Origin of the sequence: Petrimonas sulfuriphila, from assembly GCA_038561985.1 — a bacterium.
Lineage (GTDB): Bacteria > Bacteroidota > Bacteroidia > Bacteroidales > Dysgonomonadaceae > Petrimonas > Petrimonas sulfuriphila.
Genome location: CP073276.1, coordinates 2,443,826 through 2,461,615, shown reverse-complemented (window position 1 = coordinate 2,461,615; position 17,790 = coordinate 2,443,826). Strand labels below are relative to the sequence as shown.

The window sequence follows — 17,790 nt, the reverse complement described above, 5'->3', positions numbered from 1 at the left end:
ATGATTAAAAGCTAAATCTTAAACCCAAAATAACATTCCGGGTCAGCGTTGGGAAAGTAGACGTAGAGCTGTAACCAGTTTTGCTATCACTTCCCGTAGTCCCGATCTCAGGATCCCAGCCTTGCCATTTTGTCCATACATAAGGATTTTTGCTAGACAAATAAATTTGACAGGAATTAATGTTTATTCTATCTAATAATTGCTTTGGAAAGCTGTATGCAAGAGAAACATCCTGAAGTCGTATAAAACTCCTGTTCTGATAAATTCCACTCCAAATCGGCGGATTATTGTAGATACCCGTTGTATTTGTAGTAGGAGCTTCAGGACTCCAATACGGATTAACTGCTGAGACATTTTGTCTTTCAGGGTAATAGATCAACGGGTTGACATTATCACTGTTATTGGCCATGAATCTATTTTTGCCCCCTTGTATAGAGTTGATAAAGAAGGAAAAAGTGAAATCTTTATACCGCAGTACATTTTCAATACCGAAACGATACGACGGAGATTTATAACCGATGATGCTTCGATCATTCACGGCATCAATCGAATTACTACCATCTAAATCAGCTAACTTAAACTGTCCTGGATACCATCCAGGATATACTTCACCAGCAAAAAACTCTTCTTCCGTCCATACTTTTTCAATTTGGTAATCGTAAATTGCCTGAATGGGCTTACCTACAAACCATCCGTTAGCTACATCCGCATCACTCTCTCCCCCGTAAAGTTTGGTTATTTTATCCCTATCAAGCCCAAAAGTGAATTTAGTGTTCCAAGTGAAGTCCTTACGGTTAACATTTAATGACCTTATTTCCAAATCGATACCTTTTGTTTGAAGTTCTGCAACATTATCCCATACATTGGCATAACCCGATGTAGCCGGCAACTGCCTTCTCACCAACACATCGTCTGTATTGGATAAATAGGCATCTATCGATCCTGAAAGACGGTCGTTTAGGAAACTAAAATCTACTCCAACGTTATTGGAAGTCGTCCTTTCCCAAGCCAACTCCGAATTCCCAAGTTTATTTGGATATAAACCAACAGCATAGTCCCCACCGTATACATATCCCAGATTGCTCATTGTAGCTAGACTGGCGTACCGGCCACTACCCTGATTACCGTTGACACCGTATGAAAACCTCGTTTTCAGGTAGAATGCAGGATTATTCATAAAAGGCTCTTCTGTAAGCACCCAGCCAAATGAAAGCGACGGAAACGTAGCCCACTTGTGATCTTTTCCAAATCCGGAAAAACCATCCCGACGAACTGTTCCTGTAAATAGATAGCGTTGTAAATAAGTATAATTAATCCTGGCCATATAGGCAATATTAGACTCTTCATAGGCAGAGCTAGCTACATACGGTGTAAGACCCAGGCCCATGTTATTGTATCCCAGGGTTTCGTTATCAAAACCGTCTGCACGCAAGGTAGAAGCATTCCCTGAAAGCTTATCAAGACTGTACAATAACGTACCGTATATGGAGTGGTTGCCAAAAGTCTCTGTATAGCTAAGAATATTATTCATTAACCATTTATTGGATTCTGTATGAACTTTCGTAGCACGTCCCCCGTATGCCATTCCTCCGGGTGTTCTGGAATTCCAATAGGTATAGTTTCCAGCAGTATTATACCTGTCTGAAATATCAAATTCAAATTTCAATCCTTTTAAGAACGGAAAATCAACAACTGCACGGCCTATTCCGAAAAATGTATGATTCAGATTCGAATTATCCGCGTAAGTAAAAACCAATGGATAAGGCTGAAACAACTCATTGGTCAGGTATATATCGTAGTCATCTTTTCCAATATGATTATCTGCCCAGGGAGTTGCTACCCTAGCATAATGTATATTGGCCTGCTCTCCGGATTGATCGGTTAATGTATAGGTAAGGTTTGTACTGATTGTAAGCCAATTATTAACTTTACTTTCTAAATTGCTCCGCAATGTAAATCTTTTAAAATTGTCGTTTAATTGTATACCTTCAATATCCGAATAGGATGCCGATAAATAATATTTTGAATTTTCTGATCCTCCGTTTAAACCGATATTGAAATTCTGCATCGGAGCAATTTGAGTCACTTCTTTAACCCAGTCAATAGGTTCTCCATTTAAATAATTGTTTTGCTCTTCCGGGGTTTTCAAATAGGTCGCAACCAATTGACGATTGGTAATATCCGGGCGCGCGGGACGGCCTGCAGCAGAAGTGGGCTTTGTAGCATACCATTTGTAAACATCGCTTTGCCATTGCCAATCCACCATTCGAATAGCAAATTCCTCTCCGTTCATTACCCGCATAGGGGTATTAGTCATATCTTGAAAACCATAATAAGCATCTACTGAAACCTGCGGTTTTTCATTTTTTCCTTTCTTTGTAGTAATCAGGATGACTCCGTTTTTCGACCTGGATCCATAAACAGCTGCGGCACTGGCATCTTTCAAGACATCAATGGTTTCAATGTCGTTTATATTAAAATTGGATATGGAACCATCGTAAATAATACCATCGACCACAATCAATGGAGAAGAAGAGGTTGACAAGGTGTTCTGACCACGTATTGATATAGAAGATTCACCTGTAGCACCTCCCCTTTGTTGAATATTAATACCTGCTACTCCTGACAAAACCTGTGAGAGATTCACGTTTGCCTGAAGACTTTTATCATCAACTGTAACTCTGGAAACTGCACCTGTTAAGTCTTTTTTTCGCATTGTACCGTATCCCACAACCACCAATTCATCCAACAATTCTGTATCTGTTTGAAGAATTACCCGTAAGTTTGGAGCGGGTGAAACTTCCTGAGTTTTCATCCCTACATAAGAGATAATCAACGTACTTTCGTTTGAAGGTACAGTCAGCGAAAAATTTCCGTCATAGTCCGTTACCGTGCCCTCTCCTGTTCCTTTAACCTGAATAGATGCGCCTATAACAGGCTCATTCGATTCATCCACAACATTACCTTTTACGCTTACTTGTGAGTACAATCCAAAAGATAATATCCACATAAAAGCGAAGAATAAACTTTTACATTTGAAAGATTCCATATTATTTCATTTTTTCTACTTTCGCAAGCTCCATCAGCCTGCCTGCGATAGGCTTTTAAATTTAAGAATTTTACAACATTTTCATTTACATATGTTTGATATGTATATCCTGAAAACCCGTGTTATTGTGGCAAAAAAATCAATGGTGGTGCCTCGAGTTTCTATCCCACAAAAATCATGAAACGGCAGACCCTTATCATGTGCATATGAATCATTAACTAACTGTGAAACAAAAGGGCCTGTTTCTGATGCATATAGCTTGACAGATTTAAATTCAATACATTATTAAATATAAAGGAATATATTTTAAAAGATAAAATCTCCTGTTTTTGCGAAAAGAAATCTTCAAAAAACGTTTTTATTTACAAACTGATATTTATTCAAAAAAAGTCTACAACCACATCGATTGATTATATAATAATCAATTAATTATGTTATACTTATATAAGACAAAGCTATTTTCTTTGGGTAATTTAACAGAAAGTCCGCCGTTGTCTTTTACCGTTTGTCTACTTTTTTGCCATCACCCAAAAGAGGTGTAAATTCCAACCTGATATTTTTTGGTAACCATGTAGTAATGTCTGTTGTTTCGTTTTTGTTGAATTCCCACAACACCAACAGAAAGTCCACTTTTTTTCCGATTTACACTATTTTTACTGAAAGAATTCCAATCCTTGTAACTCATTCCAATCTCCCCTGGTGAAATCGGGAATTTTCACCGGCTGCCCTCCATTGGTAGTGGATGTTTTTGTAAGTTCTACGAGACATGACCATTCTGCGGCATCATATACGTCCATATCAAGAGGCAAGCCATTTCTTAAGCAATAAATCAAACGATAATCCATCATGTAGTCCATTCCTCCGTGTCCGCCCACTTTTTTAGCTTTCTCTCCTATCTCTTTTATGAAGGGGTGCTCATACTGTCTCATCAGGTCATTAAACGTTCTATTACTATAGTATATTTATAGCTATAGCCTACTATATTTATTTCCTTTATTATCTATTCTTTATATTTTCCTTTCTTTTAATTTCATTGCATCAACCTGGGAAGCAAGATGTTCTGTCATTTCTAAACAAAATTTGAAAGTTAAAAAACATTGCTCCCCTTATGGACAATAAAGCAGAAAAAGAGGAGAAGCCGATATTAAGCATTTATCCCCTTTTTAATTGCACCCAAATAGTCAATGTCAGAAATTACAAAGGAAGAAAGGAATGAAAAAGATAGATCAGATTAATCCGCAGACTATTCCTTAAAAAACGGAAAAATAGCTGAAAAAGTAATAAATGATTATTCGTTTGGTGTGAGAAACCATTCAAAAAAAGCATACAACACTTTATTTGATTCCGCATTTGGGCTATGTTCAGGGCGGTTGGTCATAGCAACCCGGTGTGTATAGCCCAACAATTTATTAACAGCAACGGTATGATTCAGAGGAATCCAACGTTCAACCTGGTCGGACGATCCTCCAGACACAAGAAAAGGACGTGGAGCCATAAGGGCATGTAGTTCATGAAGGTCGTATTCTTCTTTTTTAAGCTTTGGATACACCCCCCGGCCATTTTCACCTGTCTTGCTCCATGTTTGTTTCCAAGGCGGTTGATAATAACCCAAGTACCACGGTTCCCAGTAATTTACCCCGGAACCCTTGGTCTCATCCAAAACGATGCCGGGATCAACCCACGCTGCACAAGCAAACTTATCGTACAGACAGGAGGCAAACATAGCCCACTTCCCTCCGTATGAGTGCCCGACAATTCCTATCCGTTCCGCATCTACATCCTCTACTTTTGTTAGTGCTTCCAGCGCATTTGCTGCAGCGTAGGCCAATGCTGATAAAGGTTGTATGATTGCAGACTCTCTATTTGGATAATAGATGGAATATGTTTTGTTTTTCGTTGTTTCAGAAGTACCTAGGGAGAGAGTAACAAATCCTTTTTTTACCAATTGATACGCAAAATCCCTATAAGGTTTTCCTCCTATTCCCACTGCTGTTTCCGGTTCATAGAAAACAGATATCACGGCAGGCTTTTGACCTTTCTTATCAGGAATCAGTAAATATCCTTCCGTTTGTTCATTGGGTGTCCAATAAAACCGGACTCTGTATTGTGTAAAATCTTCTCTTTTCTCTTTGTCGATAATTTTAAATTCCTGTTGATCCAATATAGGTGGCCATTCTCCCAACATCTCCATCCAGCGGGAACGGATCTCTTCACGCCTCTTTCTCCAATCTGTTCTGTCCTTTACAAGAGTACCGTCGTAAAACTGCAGGGGAGAGCGATATCCGTGGAAACTATACTCGTACTCTTTGGGTGGATAGAAATAGGGAGCAATAGTACGCCAGGAATATTCACTCACCTCAACAGGCGTTACTTTATCGGGATTGGCTACAGCATAATGGGCGGAAAGCTGAGCTATCTTTGCCTGAAAGGGAGTAACCGTACAGGGCACATAACTGTTTCCTACAACCGTTTTTTTAAATAGTTTCTCGTACCATGCACAAGAAGCCGTATACCTTCCGTAGTTCAGTTCCAGATGATAGCCATCTCTGCAAAAAGTGTCTCCCAGACTACTTGTTCTACCGTTTTGTATAGCCGTACCGGCCGGGATAATAATCTTGATTCCCGTTTTTTGTGCTGCACGGCCAGAGGCATCAATAATGGCATTGTACATCGAACCCTGATTGTTACTGTAATTCTGAAAACCCGCATGTGTAGAAGTTTGTGCATATGCCCAGGTAGCGTGTAAAATGGGCTCCATATCCGGATTGGAGGAGTATTTTTCTGCAAAACTAATCAGTTCTTCAAGGTATGGGAAATAGGACTCATATTGTCCGGAAAGGGAACTTACTTGTTGAAAGGAGATGTAGTCCCACTCTTCATCTCCAAAAGCATCGATCAGCGTGTAACCGGGTGTCGTAGTCTTAACCCCGTTAACAATTTTTCGATATGAGTAGTCGGGGGAATTATTTACAGAATTGTTGTAATGCTTTTCTAAAGAGCACCCGCCAATGTACATGTTTCCGAGTATAATGGTATCTCCATTTGCTTCAGCTAATCCGGAGAGATAATATTCAATTGCATCGTCTGAGAAGCTGTTTCCTATCGCAAGGAGTTTTATCTGTTTCGCATGAACAGATAAAATTGAGACACCAAACACAAGAAAAAACAGGGTGAATTTGTTCATCATCATTATGGATTATAATCTGTTTATATACTTTCACCTGTGTTACGATAAAAGCCCACAGGCTATCAAAAATCAACTCACTTCAATCAAACAACCTAGCAGATTTCACCTTAACAAACATCATTTAATTGCATTATTCTTCTCTCAGTTCAGGAATTTGATCAAACAATAAAAATCCGGTTATACGATCATTTTTATCGGCCCGTTTTCTTTTCCAGGATGGATGATCAAGAGTTTCCTTTTGCCATTGGACGAGCAACTTGGCTAATTTCCTACCCTCCTGTATATGTTCTTGTACATCGGCAACATTGTTCAATTCAAGAGAATCATTCTGCAAATCATACAGTTCTACCATCGGACGGGGAGCAGTAAATACTTGCATTTGATCTTTTGTCAAGAGACCATTATTTTGCTGCTTTCTCAATTCATACCAACTTGCGCTTGAACTCAAATCAGATGCTGTTCCATGCGGAACTTCAAAGTAGGCGTTATAAATAAGTTTATATTTCTCTGTGCGAATACAGCGTATGTATTCATCTGTGTCGTGCCAGTTTCGTTCAGCGAAGATGTAATCTCTTCCCCTTTTAGTATGATCAAAAACAATCTCATGAAAGCTGTTCCCGTAAATATTCTGAGGTAACGGAATATCAACAAGGCCTAAAAGCGTAGGAGCTAGATCAACACAACTGATTAAACCATTATCATGTACTGTATTAGGATTAATTTTCTCTTTCCACATAAGGATACGCTCTTGGAATGGGTATTGAGCGTATTACAAACCTGAAATACCAGGTAAAAGACCTGCGGATGTTTTCGGAAAACGATCTGCGCTTTTTGAAGCAATTTCAGGCAGCACATTAGACTTTAAAATTCAATACGGCCACTATTCGTACTATCGGGGAACTATTCAACTAAACAATTGAATATCATAAAACAACAAATGATATGATTAAAATAAAACGTCTTGTATTGTCCGCTTTAATTGTCTCACTCACTGCAGTTAGCATGCAGGCTCAGCAAACCGTGAGAATGAATGCCATCAAAGCCAGCGACTACGGTGTAATCTATTCATTGCCAAAAACGTCTCTGGTGGTAACGCTAAAAGTAAAAAAAACGGTTTACAATCGCGGCGAGTTTTATCAGTTTGCACAACGATACTTGAGTATTGACCCTATCACCGAAAGTGGAACCGAATTTACACTGGAAGATGTGATGATAATGAACCGCGGAATCGCCGACAAAGATAATTCGTTTATGGTAATCTTCAAGCCTAACTCAATCGCGCCCTACGTTCATCTCACGCAGGACGGACTGATTTCTACCATAAATACAGACCCTGAATTAGAAAAAACATCCTCTTTCGACGTTCCTGAGCCATCTCCCGCTCCGCTGAACCCGAGAAGGTTTTTGTCGGAAGAAACGCTGATGGCGGGCTCAACAGCCAAGCAGGCAGAATTGATCTCAAAACAGATCTTTGAGCTACGGCGAAGCCGCAACGATATCCTGATCGGCGAAGCCGATAATATGCCACCTGACGGTGAAGCATATAAAGTAGTGATGGAGCAAATAAACAATCAGGAAAAAGCATTAACTGAAATGTTTTCGGGAAGTACACAAACCGAATATTTCACCAAAGAAATTGTGGTCATCCCCACAGAAAAAGATATTGATAAAAGGATAATCGGCCGGTTTTCCGAAAAACTGGGCCCTGTGGATGCAGATAATCTTGCCGGTATTCCCATTTACCTGACACTGAGAAGCAAAACACAGAAAGTAGAGACCGTACTTTCCGACAAGGAGAAAGAACGCCTCGCAAAAAAACTCTCCGAAGGAATAGTGTATAATATTCCAGGAAAAGCGCAACTCACACTGGAATTCAGGAATAAAACGTTAAAAAATATGGAAACGGATATCGTTCAGTTTGGGACAAAGGATGTACTAGCCAAGAAAATGTTCGACAATATGAAACAACCCATTAAGGTGGTTTTCTATCCCGATCTGGGTGCTATAAAACAAATTATTCAGTAATATTCAGACACCACCCTTCGCCCTACCGGCATCACAAGACATTTCCAGGCAAATAAATCATTTTAAGGCCAATGCATGAGAACAAAAGGTGGAAAACCAGAGACTACATTTACCGACAGTCTCAATAAACAATTTAGACATGAGAAAAAATATTTTTATTCCGGTTGTTATTCTATCATTCATACTTTCGTGTACTCTATTTTCCTGCAAAAAGACCGCACAAAACTCCACAAAAATAGTTTTTGACAGTATTGTGGTTAAAGAACAGATACCTCTACTCGAAACGAATGACACAACATTGCCTTTTGCCGATATTAAAATAAGCTTTACCTATCCCGTGGAGTTTGGCAACAAGGAAGATCTTGCCCGTTTACAACAAATTTTTATCGGTACATTTTTCAACAGCCTCCATCTTGACACCCTTTCTCCGCAAGAAGCTGTAAATGCATATGTTTCCGATTACAAAGAAGAATATAAGTCACTGTCAAACACCTATTATTCCGAAATAAGCCGGCTTCCAAAGGGTGAGATGCCTATGTGGTACTGGTATTATATGTACAACACCAACAAGGTGATGTTTCAGAACGATTCTCTGCTGAGTTACGCTATAGAATATAGTGATTATACCGGCGGTGCGCACGGCTCGTACAGAATAACTTATGCGAACATTGATTTGGGTAAACTAGTGACTGTGTCGGAAGAAGACATCTTTATCCCCAATTATAAAAAGCCGCTCACAGAAATCATAATTAACAGACTGATGGATCACTACAACGTCAGCGTTCCCGATTCCTTAATCAGCTTAGGATTTTTCAATCTCGACGAAGTTTTTCCGAACAACAATTTTTGGCTGGACAATGAAGGGATTCACTACTCATTTAATCAGTACGAGATTGCACCCTACTCAATGGGTGTGATTAATGTGGATATTCCCTACGGGGATTTGTCGGCTGTCCTCAAACCGGAAAACGTTACACAAAAATTCTTTTTAAACTCAGGTCATCGCTGACCCGAGTTTTTTGAAAGATTCAGTTAATTGGCGACAAACTCCATATAAAGAACAAGATCTACATCTTTTGCAATCGCCTTGGAATCAGGATCGTAAGCTACGTTATAATCCAACCGGTTGATACTGTTTTTAGCCGTAAAGCCGATAATATCCTTACCGTCTCTGCCCACAATTTTTCCACCGTATTTAACCTCAAACGTAACGGGTTTTGTTACATCTTTGACGGTAAGCAAACCGTTTAATTTGTATTTCTTGTCGCCGGTTTTCTCGATGTCTGTACTTTTAAAACTCATTTTTGGATACTTTTCCACATCGAAAAAATCCGCACTACGCAAATGCTTATCACGCGGCTCAATCCGGGTATCAATACTTTCCGCATCAACCGTAAACTCAATATTGGCATTCTCCAGGCTGTTTAAATCCCCTTCTATAAATCCTTCGAAAGAATTAAAACTGCCGTTGACAAAAGATATTCCGTTATGTTTCACTTTAAAATTGACGGAAGAATGTGCTTTATCCACCAAATATCTCGTTTGGGCCATTAAGCCGAACATAAAAAACAATACTAAAAATGTTAAACCTGTTTTTTTCATCGTTTTATTCCTTTTTTAATTTAATTCCACCTTTTAACCCACCTACCACAGGTTTTGTTCAGAAATTGATGTAATTTTGCGTAAACAAATCCATACAAAGTTTGTTTATCCATGGAGGGGGAATTGGGCTCTCTTCTTTATTAAGAACCGATCACAGCGATCGATAATCAATATTTATCATGCAGGAATTAGATCAAGATCAGATATTAACCGACTTAACAACACAAGATTACAAATACGGATTCGTCACGGACGTTGAAACATATACAATTGAAAAAGGGCTGAATGAAGACGTTGTCCGGTTAATTTCTTCGAAAAAAAATGAGCCGGAATGGTTACTGGAATTCCGGTTAAAAGCATATCGTCATTGGCTGACAATGAAACTGCCCGACTGGGCGCAGTTAAATATCCCGGAAATAGATTTTCAGGAAATTATTTACTACGCAGATCCGACTCAAAAAAAGACTCCAAAATCGTTGGAGGAAGTAGATCCGGAGTTGTTGAAAACATTTGAACGATTAGGTATTCCGCTCAACGAACAAAAACAGCTGACCGGCGTGGCCGTAGATGCCGTTATGGATAGTGTCTCCATAAAAACGACTTTCAAGGAGGTCCTTGCTGAAAAAGGAATTATATTCAGCTCCTTCAGTGAAGCCGTGAAAAACCACCCCGACCTGGTGAAAAAATACCTGGCTACCGTGGTTCCTTACAAGGACAACTTCTATGCAGCATTAAACTCTGCCGTTTTCAGCGACGGCTCTTTCGTGTATGTCCCGAAAGGAGTTCGTTGCCCGATGGAATTATCTACCTATTTCCGTATAAATGCGCAAAACACAGGCCAGTTTGAACGTACGCTTATTGTTGCTGACGACAATTCATACGTAAGTTATCTGGAAGGATGCACGGCCCCTATGCGTGACGAAAATCAGCTGCACGCGGCAGTGGTGGAGATCATTGCCCTTGAGAATGCCGAAGTAAAATATTCGACGGTACAAAACTGGTATCCGGGTGATAAAAACGGTAAGGGCGGAGTTTATAACTTCGTTACGAAACGCGGTATCTGCAAAGGTAATAATTCAAAGATTTCCTGGACACAGGTTGAAACTGGTTCAGCAATTACCTGGAAATATCCCTCGTGTATCATGGCAGGAGACAACTCCGTAGGGGAGTTTTATTCAGTTGCCGTTACCAACAACTTCCAACAGGCCGACACAGGAACAAAAATGATCCACCTGGGCAAAAATACCCGCAGCCGCATCGTCTCCAAAGGAATTTCAGCGGGAAGCAGTCAAAACAGCTACCGGGGATTGGTGAAGGTTTCTAAAAAAGCGATCAACGCAAGAAACCACTCACAATGCGATAGTTTGTTACTTACCGATCATTGCGGAGCCCACACTTTTCCTTATACCGACATCCAAAACCCCTCAGCGATTTTGGAACACGAAGCCACTACTTCAAAAATCAGTGAAGATCAGATTTTTTACTGCAATCAGCGCGGTTTAGGAGAAGAAGAAGCCATAGGATTAATCGTGAACGGATATGTGAAAGAAGTAGTAAATAAACTTCCTATGGAGTTTGCCGTGGAAGCGCAAAAGCTGCTGCAGATCAGTTTGGAAGGCAGTGTAGGTTAATCTCCGGGTATGTATGGGTTGTGGATTGAAGACAAGTTAATTAGCTGTATAACTATTTAAAGCCGACACTGAAATGCAAAATGCTATTACAAAATTAACAACCGTTCTCATAGCACTTATCACGGTTCTATGTTTCACAAGCTGTGGAACTTCCTATTACGGGGCAGCGGAGAACAATTACTACGACAATTATTACGACTACAATCCGGCATGGGCGCCCGATTATTACTTTGGAACGCGCTATTACTATTTTCCCGACATTGAAACGTACTACGATCTGGGCACACGCAATTTCGTATATCTCAATAACGGACGTTGGCTTTTCGTACCAACGCTTCCGCCCATTTACGCTGCATTCAACCTGAATAATGCATTTATTGTAATCGTCAACCGCAGTGTGTACACCCCCTGGATGCATCATCACTATTACAATTCGCACTATCCACGCTATTATTACATTGATTATTACGACTTCAGCAATATCCCGTACGTAAGGGGATACAACGAAAACGGACGCAGGGCAGTATATTGGCGAGAAGCAGAACGAAACCGCGCACGCGAGTGGGGTGACAGGAACATTCGCGAAGGACGTAAATTCAAATACTCAACCGACGACCGGCGTGTGCAGCAAGAAGTTACCCGCCGGGTAGCACAACGTACTGCCGTATCGCCTGAAGAGCTCAGGCAGATTGCAAATACTGAAGAAGGGAGAATGACTACAACCCGACCACGCACTGCGCGAACTTCTGCTCGACAGACCACACCAAATACTACCCAGCGTACTAGCACAAGCCGTTCTGCAGAAACCAATTATTATGGCGGAGAAATCGGACAACCGGTGAAAGTTCAGCCACAAATGCGCGGGAACACAAGTGGGCGTAGTTCTTCAACAAGGAGTGAAGGAACGTCAACACGAAACAGAGAGAAAACAACTTCAGGAAGGAGTTCTGATTCCCGCCGATAACTATTTCACGGTCGCAATAAAACAAGATCGTTAAAATAAACACATAAAATATATTTATTTTACCTCTGTTATTAGCTGTTTAAACAAAAAAATCTGAAAAATTCTTACCGGAAAGCCAGTAAAAAACCTAAAAATACACATGAGCATCCTTACCATTTCCGTTCTTGTACTGCTGAGCATCGTACTGATTGTAATCCTTACATCCGTCACAAAGCTCAACGCATTTGCATCGTTGTTCATGGTGTCTTTACTGCTTGCGGTTATCGCACTACCAGGTAAAGACATCGTGGAAATTCTTAAACAGGGCTTCGGCAACACCGTATCATCCATCGGATTTCTTATCATTTTTGGAGCAATCATTGCTGTGGTATTGGAAAAAACCGGTGGTGCAGCCAGCATCGCCAATTATATTTTATCGAAGACAGGACACCGGAACGCTGCCTCGGCAATGGGAATCACGGGGTTCATTGTAGGATTGCCCATTTTTTGTGATTCTGGATATATCATTATGAGCGGACTGGCAAAGTCATTCAGTTCCAAAGCCAAAGTCGCGCTGCCTTTTATTGCATTTGTACTGGCGACTTCGCTCTATTCAGTTCATTGCCTCACTCCCACCCATCCCGGTGCTTTGGCCGCCTCCGGGATTCTGGGTGCCAACCTGGGTATGCTGATCGTCTTGGGAGCACTGTTTGCTATTCCTGCAGCTTTGGCCGCCTTTTTGTGGATTAAATGGCAAACCCGAAACGACATTTACACAGAAACCGAAAATTCTCATCATGAAATCCGGAGCAATGAACAACTTCCTCCGGTTCACCTTTCCTTGTTACCTATCGTTACACCGCTTTTGCTTATAGCAACCGGCTCGTTGCTAACCGTACTGGATATTTCCAATGTCAACTTTATACTAAAAGGATTGGCTTTTCTCGGACAACCTATCGTTTCACTGATGATTGGGGTATTGCTATCGTTGTTTCTACTAAAAAACAGGGCAATAAAAAATATCAATATAGTCCTAGAATCTGCTATTGAAAAAGCTGGACCGATACTGATCGTTACCGGTGCAGGAGGAATGTTCGGGCTGGTGATCAAGGAAACCGGGGTGGGCGCTTATGCGGGCGAGTTTTTGCTGCAAACGGGATTGGGACTTGCCGTTCCGTTTCTCATAGCATCAATTTTAAAAACGGCGCAAGGTTCTTCTACCGTGGCAATTATCACGGCTGCATCTTTCGTTGTACCAATGCTACCCGCTTTGGGACTTGACTCTGAACCAGGAAAACTTTTGGCAATGATCTCGATGGGTGCAGGTTCGATGATGGTATCACATGCCAATGATTCTTACTTCTGGGTGGTTTCCCGGTTCTCGGGAATCGGCTCAAATACAGCGCTGAAGGTATACTCATCAGCCACCGTTGTGATGGGAATTGTAACGTTTCTTTGCGTGTGGCTGACTTCGCTCTTCATGTTGTAACCGGAAAAGATGAAAAAAATTGCCGAACTGATATTTTTTGCCGGAGTGAACGGTGTCTTGCCTGAGAAGCTGATGCAATCACAGGTGAAACTCTCTGGAGATCTATTGCAAGTCGCAGAAAAGAGATTCCCGTTATCCCGTTTCAGGCACATTTATGTTTTAGCTGCCGGTAAAGCAGCCGCCTCAATGTCTAGGGGGGTGGAAAAAGTTTTAGGCGACAAAATAACAAACGGTCACGTTGTCACCAAGTATGGACACGGAATGAACCTGAACTACCTGACACTTACCGAAGCTGGTCATCCTATACCCGATGCGGAGGGGGTAAAAGGTACTCAAAAAATAGTTAATATCGCCCGAAAAGCAACCGAAGATGACCTGGTTATCTGCCTGATATCCGGAGGAGCATCGGCTTTAATGGCCGATTTCCCGGAAGGTGTAACTCTCGATGATTTAAAACGCACCAATGAATTGCTGACCAAATGCGGCGCGAATATTACCGAAATTAATACGGTACGTAAGCATTTATCAAAAATTAAAGGAGGTCAACTCGCCCGGATACTCTTTCCGGCAACAACGGTGTGCCTGATATTATCGGATGTGGTCGGTGATAGGCTGGACGTGATTGCGTCTGGGCCAACTGTGGGTGATTCAAGTAGTTTTGCGGATGCACTGACTATTATTGATAAGTATTCGCTACAAAACCGGCTTCCCTCGTCTGTGTTGCATTATTTACTCGAAGGTGCAGACGGTTCAATTGCAGATACTCCCAAACCGGACAATCCGGTTTTTCAAAATGTGCACAACTACATTATCGGTAGTAATGGTATCGCTCTCGAAAGCTCCGCAAAAAAGGCGATGGAACTGGGCTTTGAAACGCATACAGTAACCGACAGTATACAGGAGGATGTCACCGAAACCGCCAATTTTATTCTGAAAACAATCGATAATCAGAAGCCCACCGGTAACAAACCCGTTTGCCTGCTATTCGGCGGAGAGCCCACAGTAAAAGTTTCGGGGAAGGGACTAGGTGGGCGTAACCAACACCTGGCCTTGTATTTAGCAACAAAAATCTGTTGTAAAAAAAACATCACTATTCTTTGTGCGGGCACCGACGGTACAGACGGGCCTACAGACGCAGCAGGGGCAGTTGTGGATTACGAAACCGCGACCAAGGCTGTAGAGAAGGGTATCGACCCGAATCATTACCTCTCCAATTGCGACTCCTATCGTTTTTTTCAACAAGTTGGAGGGCATATCATCACCGGAAATACAGGTACAAACGTGATGGATATAATTGTGGCAATTGTTCAATAATTTTGTTTAAATTTGTACGACAAGCCCATAAAATAAAATCGAATCAACAATGAAAAATCTTGCCACAATTTCCACCATCATCGCATTACAATTATTATCGGTGAGCTTTCTTCACGCACAAAATCTTTCCGAAAAACTTGGCGCAGTCCAAACCAATCTCATTATTACGTCGCATGGTATGGAACTTGAAGTTACAAATCAAATTATCGCAAAAAGAGCCGAAAGATTTTACGACTGGGGTGGACATAACGATGGCGCATACGGATACGGTTACGGATATGAATCATTCCATTTGGAATTTACGGTAAAGAACGGAGAAATAGACCTGCCGCAACCCGGTGGGCTTTTGAAAGGAGAAAAGCGCACTATCCTGGATTTCTACGATGCGGAAGATAATTTGTTGGGGTCTATTGCAAAAGCTCCGCGTGAAGTCCGTCTTGTCAGCAATAACACCCTTGAGAACAAACTAATGCATTACACCATTGACCTTATAAACATACCTTTACCGTTGCTGGATGCTACAAACAGAATTGATATTTATAGGGAATAAAAGCAAAACCACTCGCAAAAAATGCAAGTGGCTCTCTCTGTCGGGGTGGCGGGATTCGAACTCGCGACCCCCTGCTCCCAAAGCAGGTACACTAACCGGACTGTGCTACACCCCGAGTCGTTCTTTTCAAAACGTGGGTGCAAAAGTACGATTTTATCCCGATAATATCAAAACTTTTCAGCTTTTTTTAATCGATAAGCGGTTTCAACGTTAGAAATGTGTAAATTTGCAATTCAAACATGGCAAACGAGCAAAATATATGTATAGAAACAGGACTTGTGGCGAATTACGAATCGCCGACATAAATAAGGAGGTCACCCTTTCGGGCTGGGTGCACAAAATTCGTAAAATGGGAGGTATGACTTTTATTGACTTACGCGACCGATACGGAGTCACTCAATTATCGTTTAACCAGGAGATAGACCGCGAACTTTGCGAACAGGCAAATAAACTGGCACGTGAATATGTAATTCAGGTGACGGGAAAAGTAGCAGAAAGATCAAGCAAGAATCAAAACATACCTACCGGAGATATTGAAATAGTAGCAACGGCTGTGACTGTTTTAAACGCAGCACAAACGCCTCCTTTCACCATCGAAACAGAAACTGATGGGGGTGATGATTTACGCATGAAATACCGCTACCTCGATTTACGACGCAGCATAGTTAGAAAAAAACCTTGAACTCCGTCACAAAATGGCGTTCGAGGCACGGAAGTATCTCGATAAAAGAGACTTTCTGGAAGTAGAAACTCCCGTGCTTATCGGTTCTACTCCGGAAGGTGCACGCGATTTCATTGTACCATCGCGTATGAACCAGGGAGAGTTTTACGCGCTGCCACAATCGCCGCAGCTCTTTAAGCAGCTACTGATGGTTTCGGGATTCGATCGTTATTTCCAGATCGTGAAATGCTTTCGGGATGAGGACCTGCGCGCCGACCGCCAACCGGAATTTACACAAATCGATTGTGAAATGTCGTTCGTTGAGCAGGAAGACGTGCTGAATATGTTTGAGGGACTGACGAAACATCTTTTTAAAACGCAGAAAGGAATTGAGCTTCCCGATTTTCCGCGGATGAGCTACGCCGATGCCATGCGGCAATACGGATCGGACAAGCCCGATATCCGTTTCGACATGAAGTTTGTGGAAATAAAGGATTTGACAACCGGCCGGGGTTTTGGTGTCTTCGACTCATCGGAATACGTCGGTGCCATTTGTGCTCAGGGATGCGCTGCATACACCCGCAAACAACTCGACGAGTTGACGGATTTTGTGAAGCGACCGCAGATCGGAGCCAAAGGGTTAATCTATGTTCGTTACAACGAAGATGCAACCTTAAAATCATCGGTAGATAAATTCTTCTCCGAAAGCGATTTGAAATTGTGGGCGGAACGTTGCAACGCCAAACCCGGAGACCTGCTTCTTGTGTTAAGTGGAGAAACCGAGAAAACACAAAAACAACTCTCTGAACTTCGTCTCGAAATGGGTGCGCGCCTAGGATTACGAGACAAAAACAATTACAAATGCCTTTGGGTAGTAGATTTTCCTTTGCTGGAAAAAGACGAAGAGTTGAACCGGTTTTTCGCCAAGCATCATCCCTTTACCTCCCCCAAACCGGAAGATATCGCACTGCTTGATTCAGATCCGGGAGCTGTTCGCGCCAACGCTTACGATTTAGTAATCAATGGCGTGGAAGTTGGTGGCGGATCTATCCGTATCCATGACAGCGCGCTGCAAAAGAAAATGTTTTCGGTTCTTGGTTTTACCGAAGAACGCGCCCAGGAACAATTTGGATTTCTGATGAACGCTTTCAAGTACGGGGCACCTCCGCACGGAGGGATAGCCTTCGGCTTGGACAGGCTGGTTTCACTCTTTGCCGGGCTCGATAGTATTCGCGACTGCATCGCTTTCCCGAAAAACAATTCCGGACGCGACGTCATGATTGATGCTCCTTCGCGCATTGAACAAGAGCAGCTGGATGAACTGGGCTTGATTATCGTA

Annotated in this window: 11 protein-coding genes, 1 tRNA gene and 3 pseudogenes; 9 read left to right on the top strand and 6 right to left on the bottom strand. The window is 41.8% G+C overall.

Annotated elements, in window-relative coordinates:
* Positions 1 to 4 precede the first annotated feature (4 nt).
* The 4 genes and pseudogenes from KCV26_10290 to KCV26_10275 form a co-directional block, all read right to left on the bottom strand.
* Complete coding sequence (locus KCV26_10290) at positions 5 to 3,049, bottom strand: TonB-dependent receptor (GenBank protein ID WZX35701.1); 3,045 nt, start codon at positions 3,047 to 3,049, stop codon at positions 5 to 7.
* Between the two features lie 653 nt (positions 3,050 to 3,702).
* Positions 3,703 to 3,981: pseudogene (locus KCV26_10285) on the bottom strand (acetylgalactosaminidase).
* A gap of 356 nt (positions 3,982 to 4,337) precedes the next feature.
* Complete coding sequence (locus tag KCV26_10280; GenBank protein WZX38374.1) at positions 4,338 to 5,720, bottom strand: DUF4886 domain-containing protein; 1,383 nt, start codon at positions 5,718 to 5,720, stop codon at positions 4,338 to 4,340.
* A gap of 646 nt (positions 5,721 to 6,366) precedes the next feature.
* Entirely contained in the window at positions 6,367 to 6,972 is a 606-nt protein-coding gene (locus KCV26_10275) for a hypothetical protein (protein WZX35700.1), read from the bottom strand.
* Between the two features lie 2 nt (positions 6,973 to 6,974).
* Here KCV26_10275 and KCV26_10270 point away from each other — a divergent pair.
* The 3 genes and pseudogenes from KCV26_10270 (at position 6,975) to KCV26_10260 (ending at position 9,270) form a co-directional block, all read left to right on the top strand.
* Positions 6,975 to 7,094 (top strand): annotated as a pseudogene (locus KCV26_10270) (phenylalanine--tRNA ligase subunit alpha).
* An 84-nt stretch (positions 7,095 to 7,178) separates the two neighbouring features.
* Positions 7,179 to 8,261, top strand: coding sequence for a DUF4831 family protein (locus KCV26_10265; protein ID WZX35699.1), 1,083 nt, complete (start codon positions 7,179 to 7,181; stop codon positions 8,259 to 8,261).
* Between the two features lie 139 nt (positions 8,262 to 8,400).
* Positions 8,401 to 9,270: a DUF3298 domain-containing protein gene (locus KCV26_10260; protein WZX35698.1), complete on the top strand. Its 870-nt coding sequence runs from the start codon at positions 8,401 to 8,403 to the stop codon at positions 9,268 to 9,270.
* Positions 9,271 to 9,293: 23 nt separating this feature from the next.
* Here KCV26_10260 and KCV26_10255 read toward each other — a convergent pair whose 3' ends face one another.
* Positions 9,294 to 9,863 carry a YceI family protein gene (locus KCV26_10255; GenBank protein WZX35697.1) on the bottom strand — a complete coding sequence of 190 codons (570 nt, stop codon included), beginning with the start codon at positions 9,861 to 9,863 and terminating at the stop codon, positions 9,294 to 9,296.
* Between the two features lie 179 nt (positions 9,864 to 10,042).
* Here KCV26_10255 and sufB point away from each other — a divergent pair, with 179 nt between their 5' ends.
* From sufB to KCV26_10230, 5 genes are all read left to right on the top strand, one after another.
* On the top strand, positions 10,043 to 11,494 hold the full coding sequence (gene sufB, locus KCV26_10250; protein WZX35696.1) for a Fe-S cluster assembly protein SufB: 1,452 nt from the start codon (positions 10,043 to 10,045) through the stop codon (positions 11,492 to 11,494).
* A gap of 73 nt (positions 11,495 to 11,567) precedes the next feature.
* A complete protein-coding gene (locus KCV26_10245; protein WZX35695.1) occupies positions 11,568 to 12,458 on the top strand; it encodes a hypothetical protein in 891 nt (296 codons plus the stop codon).
* A 139-nt stretch (positions 12,459 to 12,597) separates the two neighbouring features.
* Positions 12,598 to 13,926, top strand: a complete 1,329-nt coding sequence (locus KCV26_10240) for a GntP family permease (GenBank protein ID WZX35694.1) — start codon at positions 12,598 to 12,600, stop codon at positions 13,924 to 13,926.
* A 9-nt stretch (positions 13,927 to 13,935) separates the two neighbouring features.
* Positions 13,936 to 15,240, top strand: coding sequence for a glycerate kinase (locus KCV26_10235; GenBank protein WZX35693.1), 1,305 nt, complete (start codon positions 13,936 to 13,938; stop codon positions 15,238 to 15,240).
* Between the two features lie 49 nt (positions 15,241 to 15,289).
* Positions 15,290 to 15,790 (top strand): hypothetical protein, encoded by a 501-nt coding sequence (locus KCV26_10230; protein WZX35692.1) that lies wholly within the window; start codon positions 15,290 to 15,292, stop codon positions 15,788 to 15,790.
* A gap of 40 nt (positions 15,791 to 15,830) precedes the next feature.
* Here the strand turns inward: KCV26_10230 and KCV26_10225 are convergent.
* Positions 15,831 to 15,905: transfer RNA gene (locus KCV26_10225), tRNA-Pro, on the bottom strand.
* 144 nt (positions 15,906 to 16,049) lie between these two features.
* Here KCV26_10225 and aspS point away from each other — a divergent pair.
* A pseudogene (gene aspS, locus KCV26_10220) lies at positions 16,050 to 17,787 on the top strand (aspartate--tRNA ligase).
* The last annotated feature ends 3 nt before the right edge of the window (positions 17,788 to 17,790 follow it).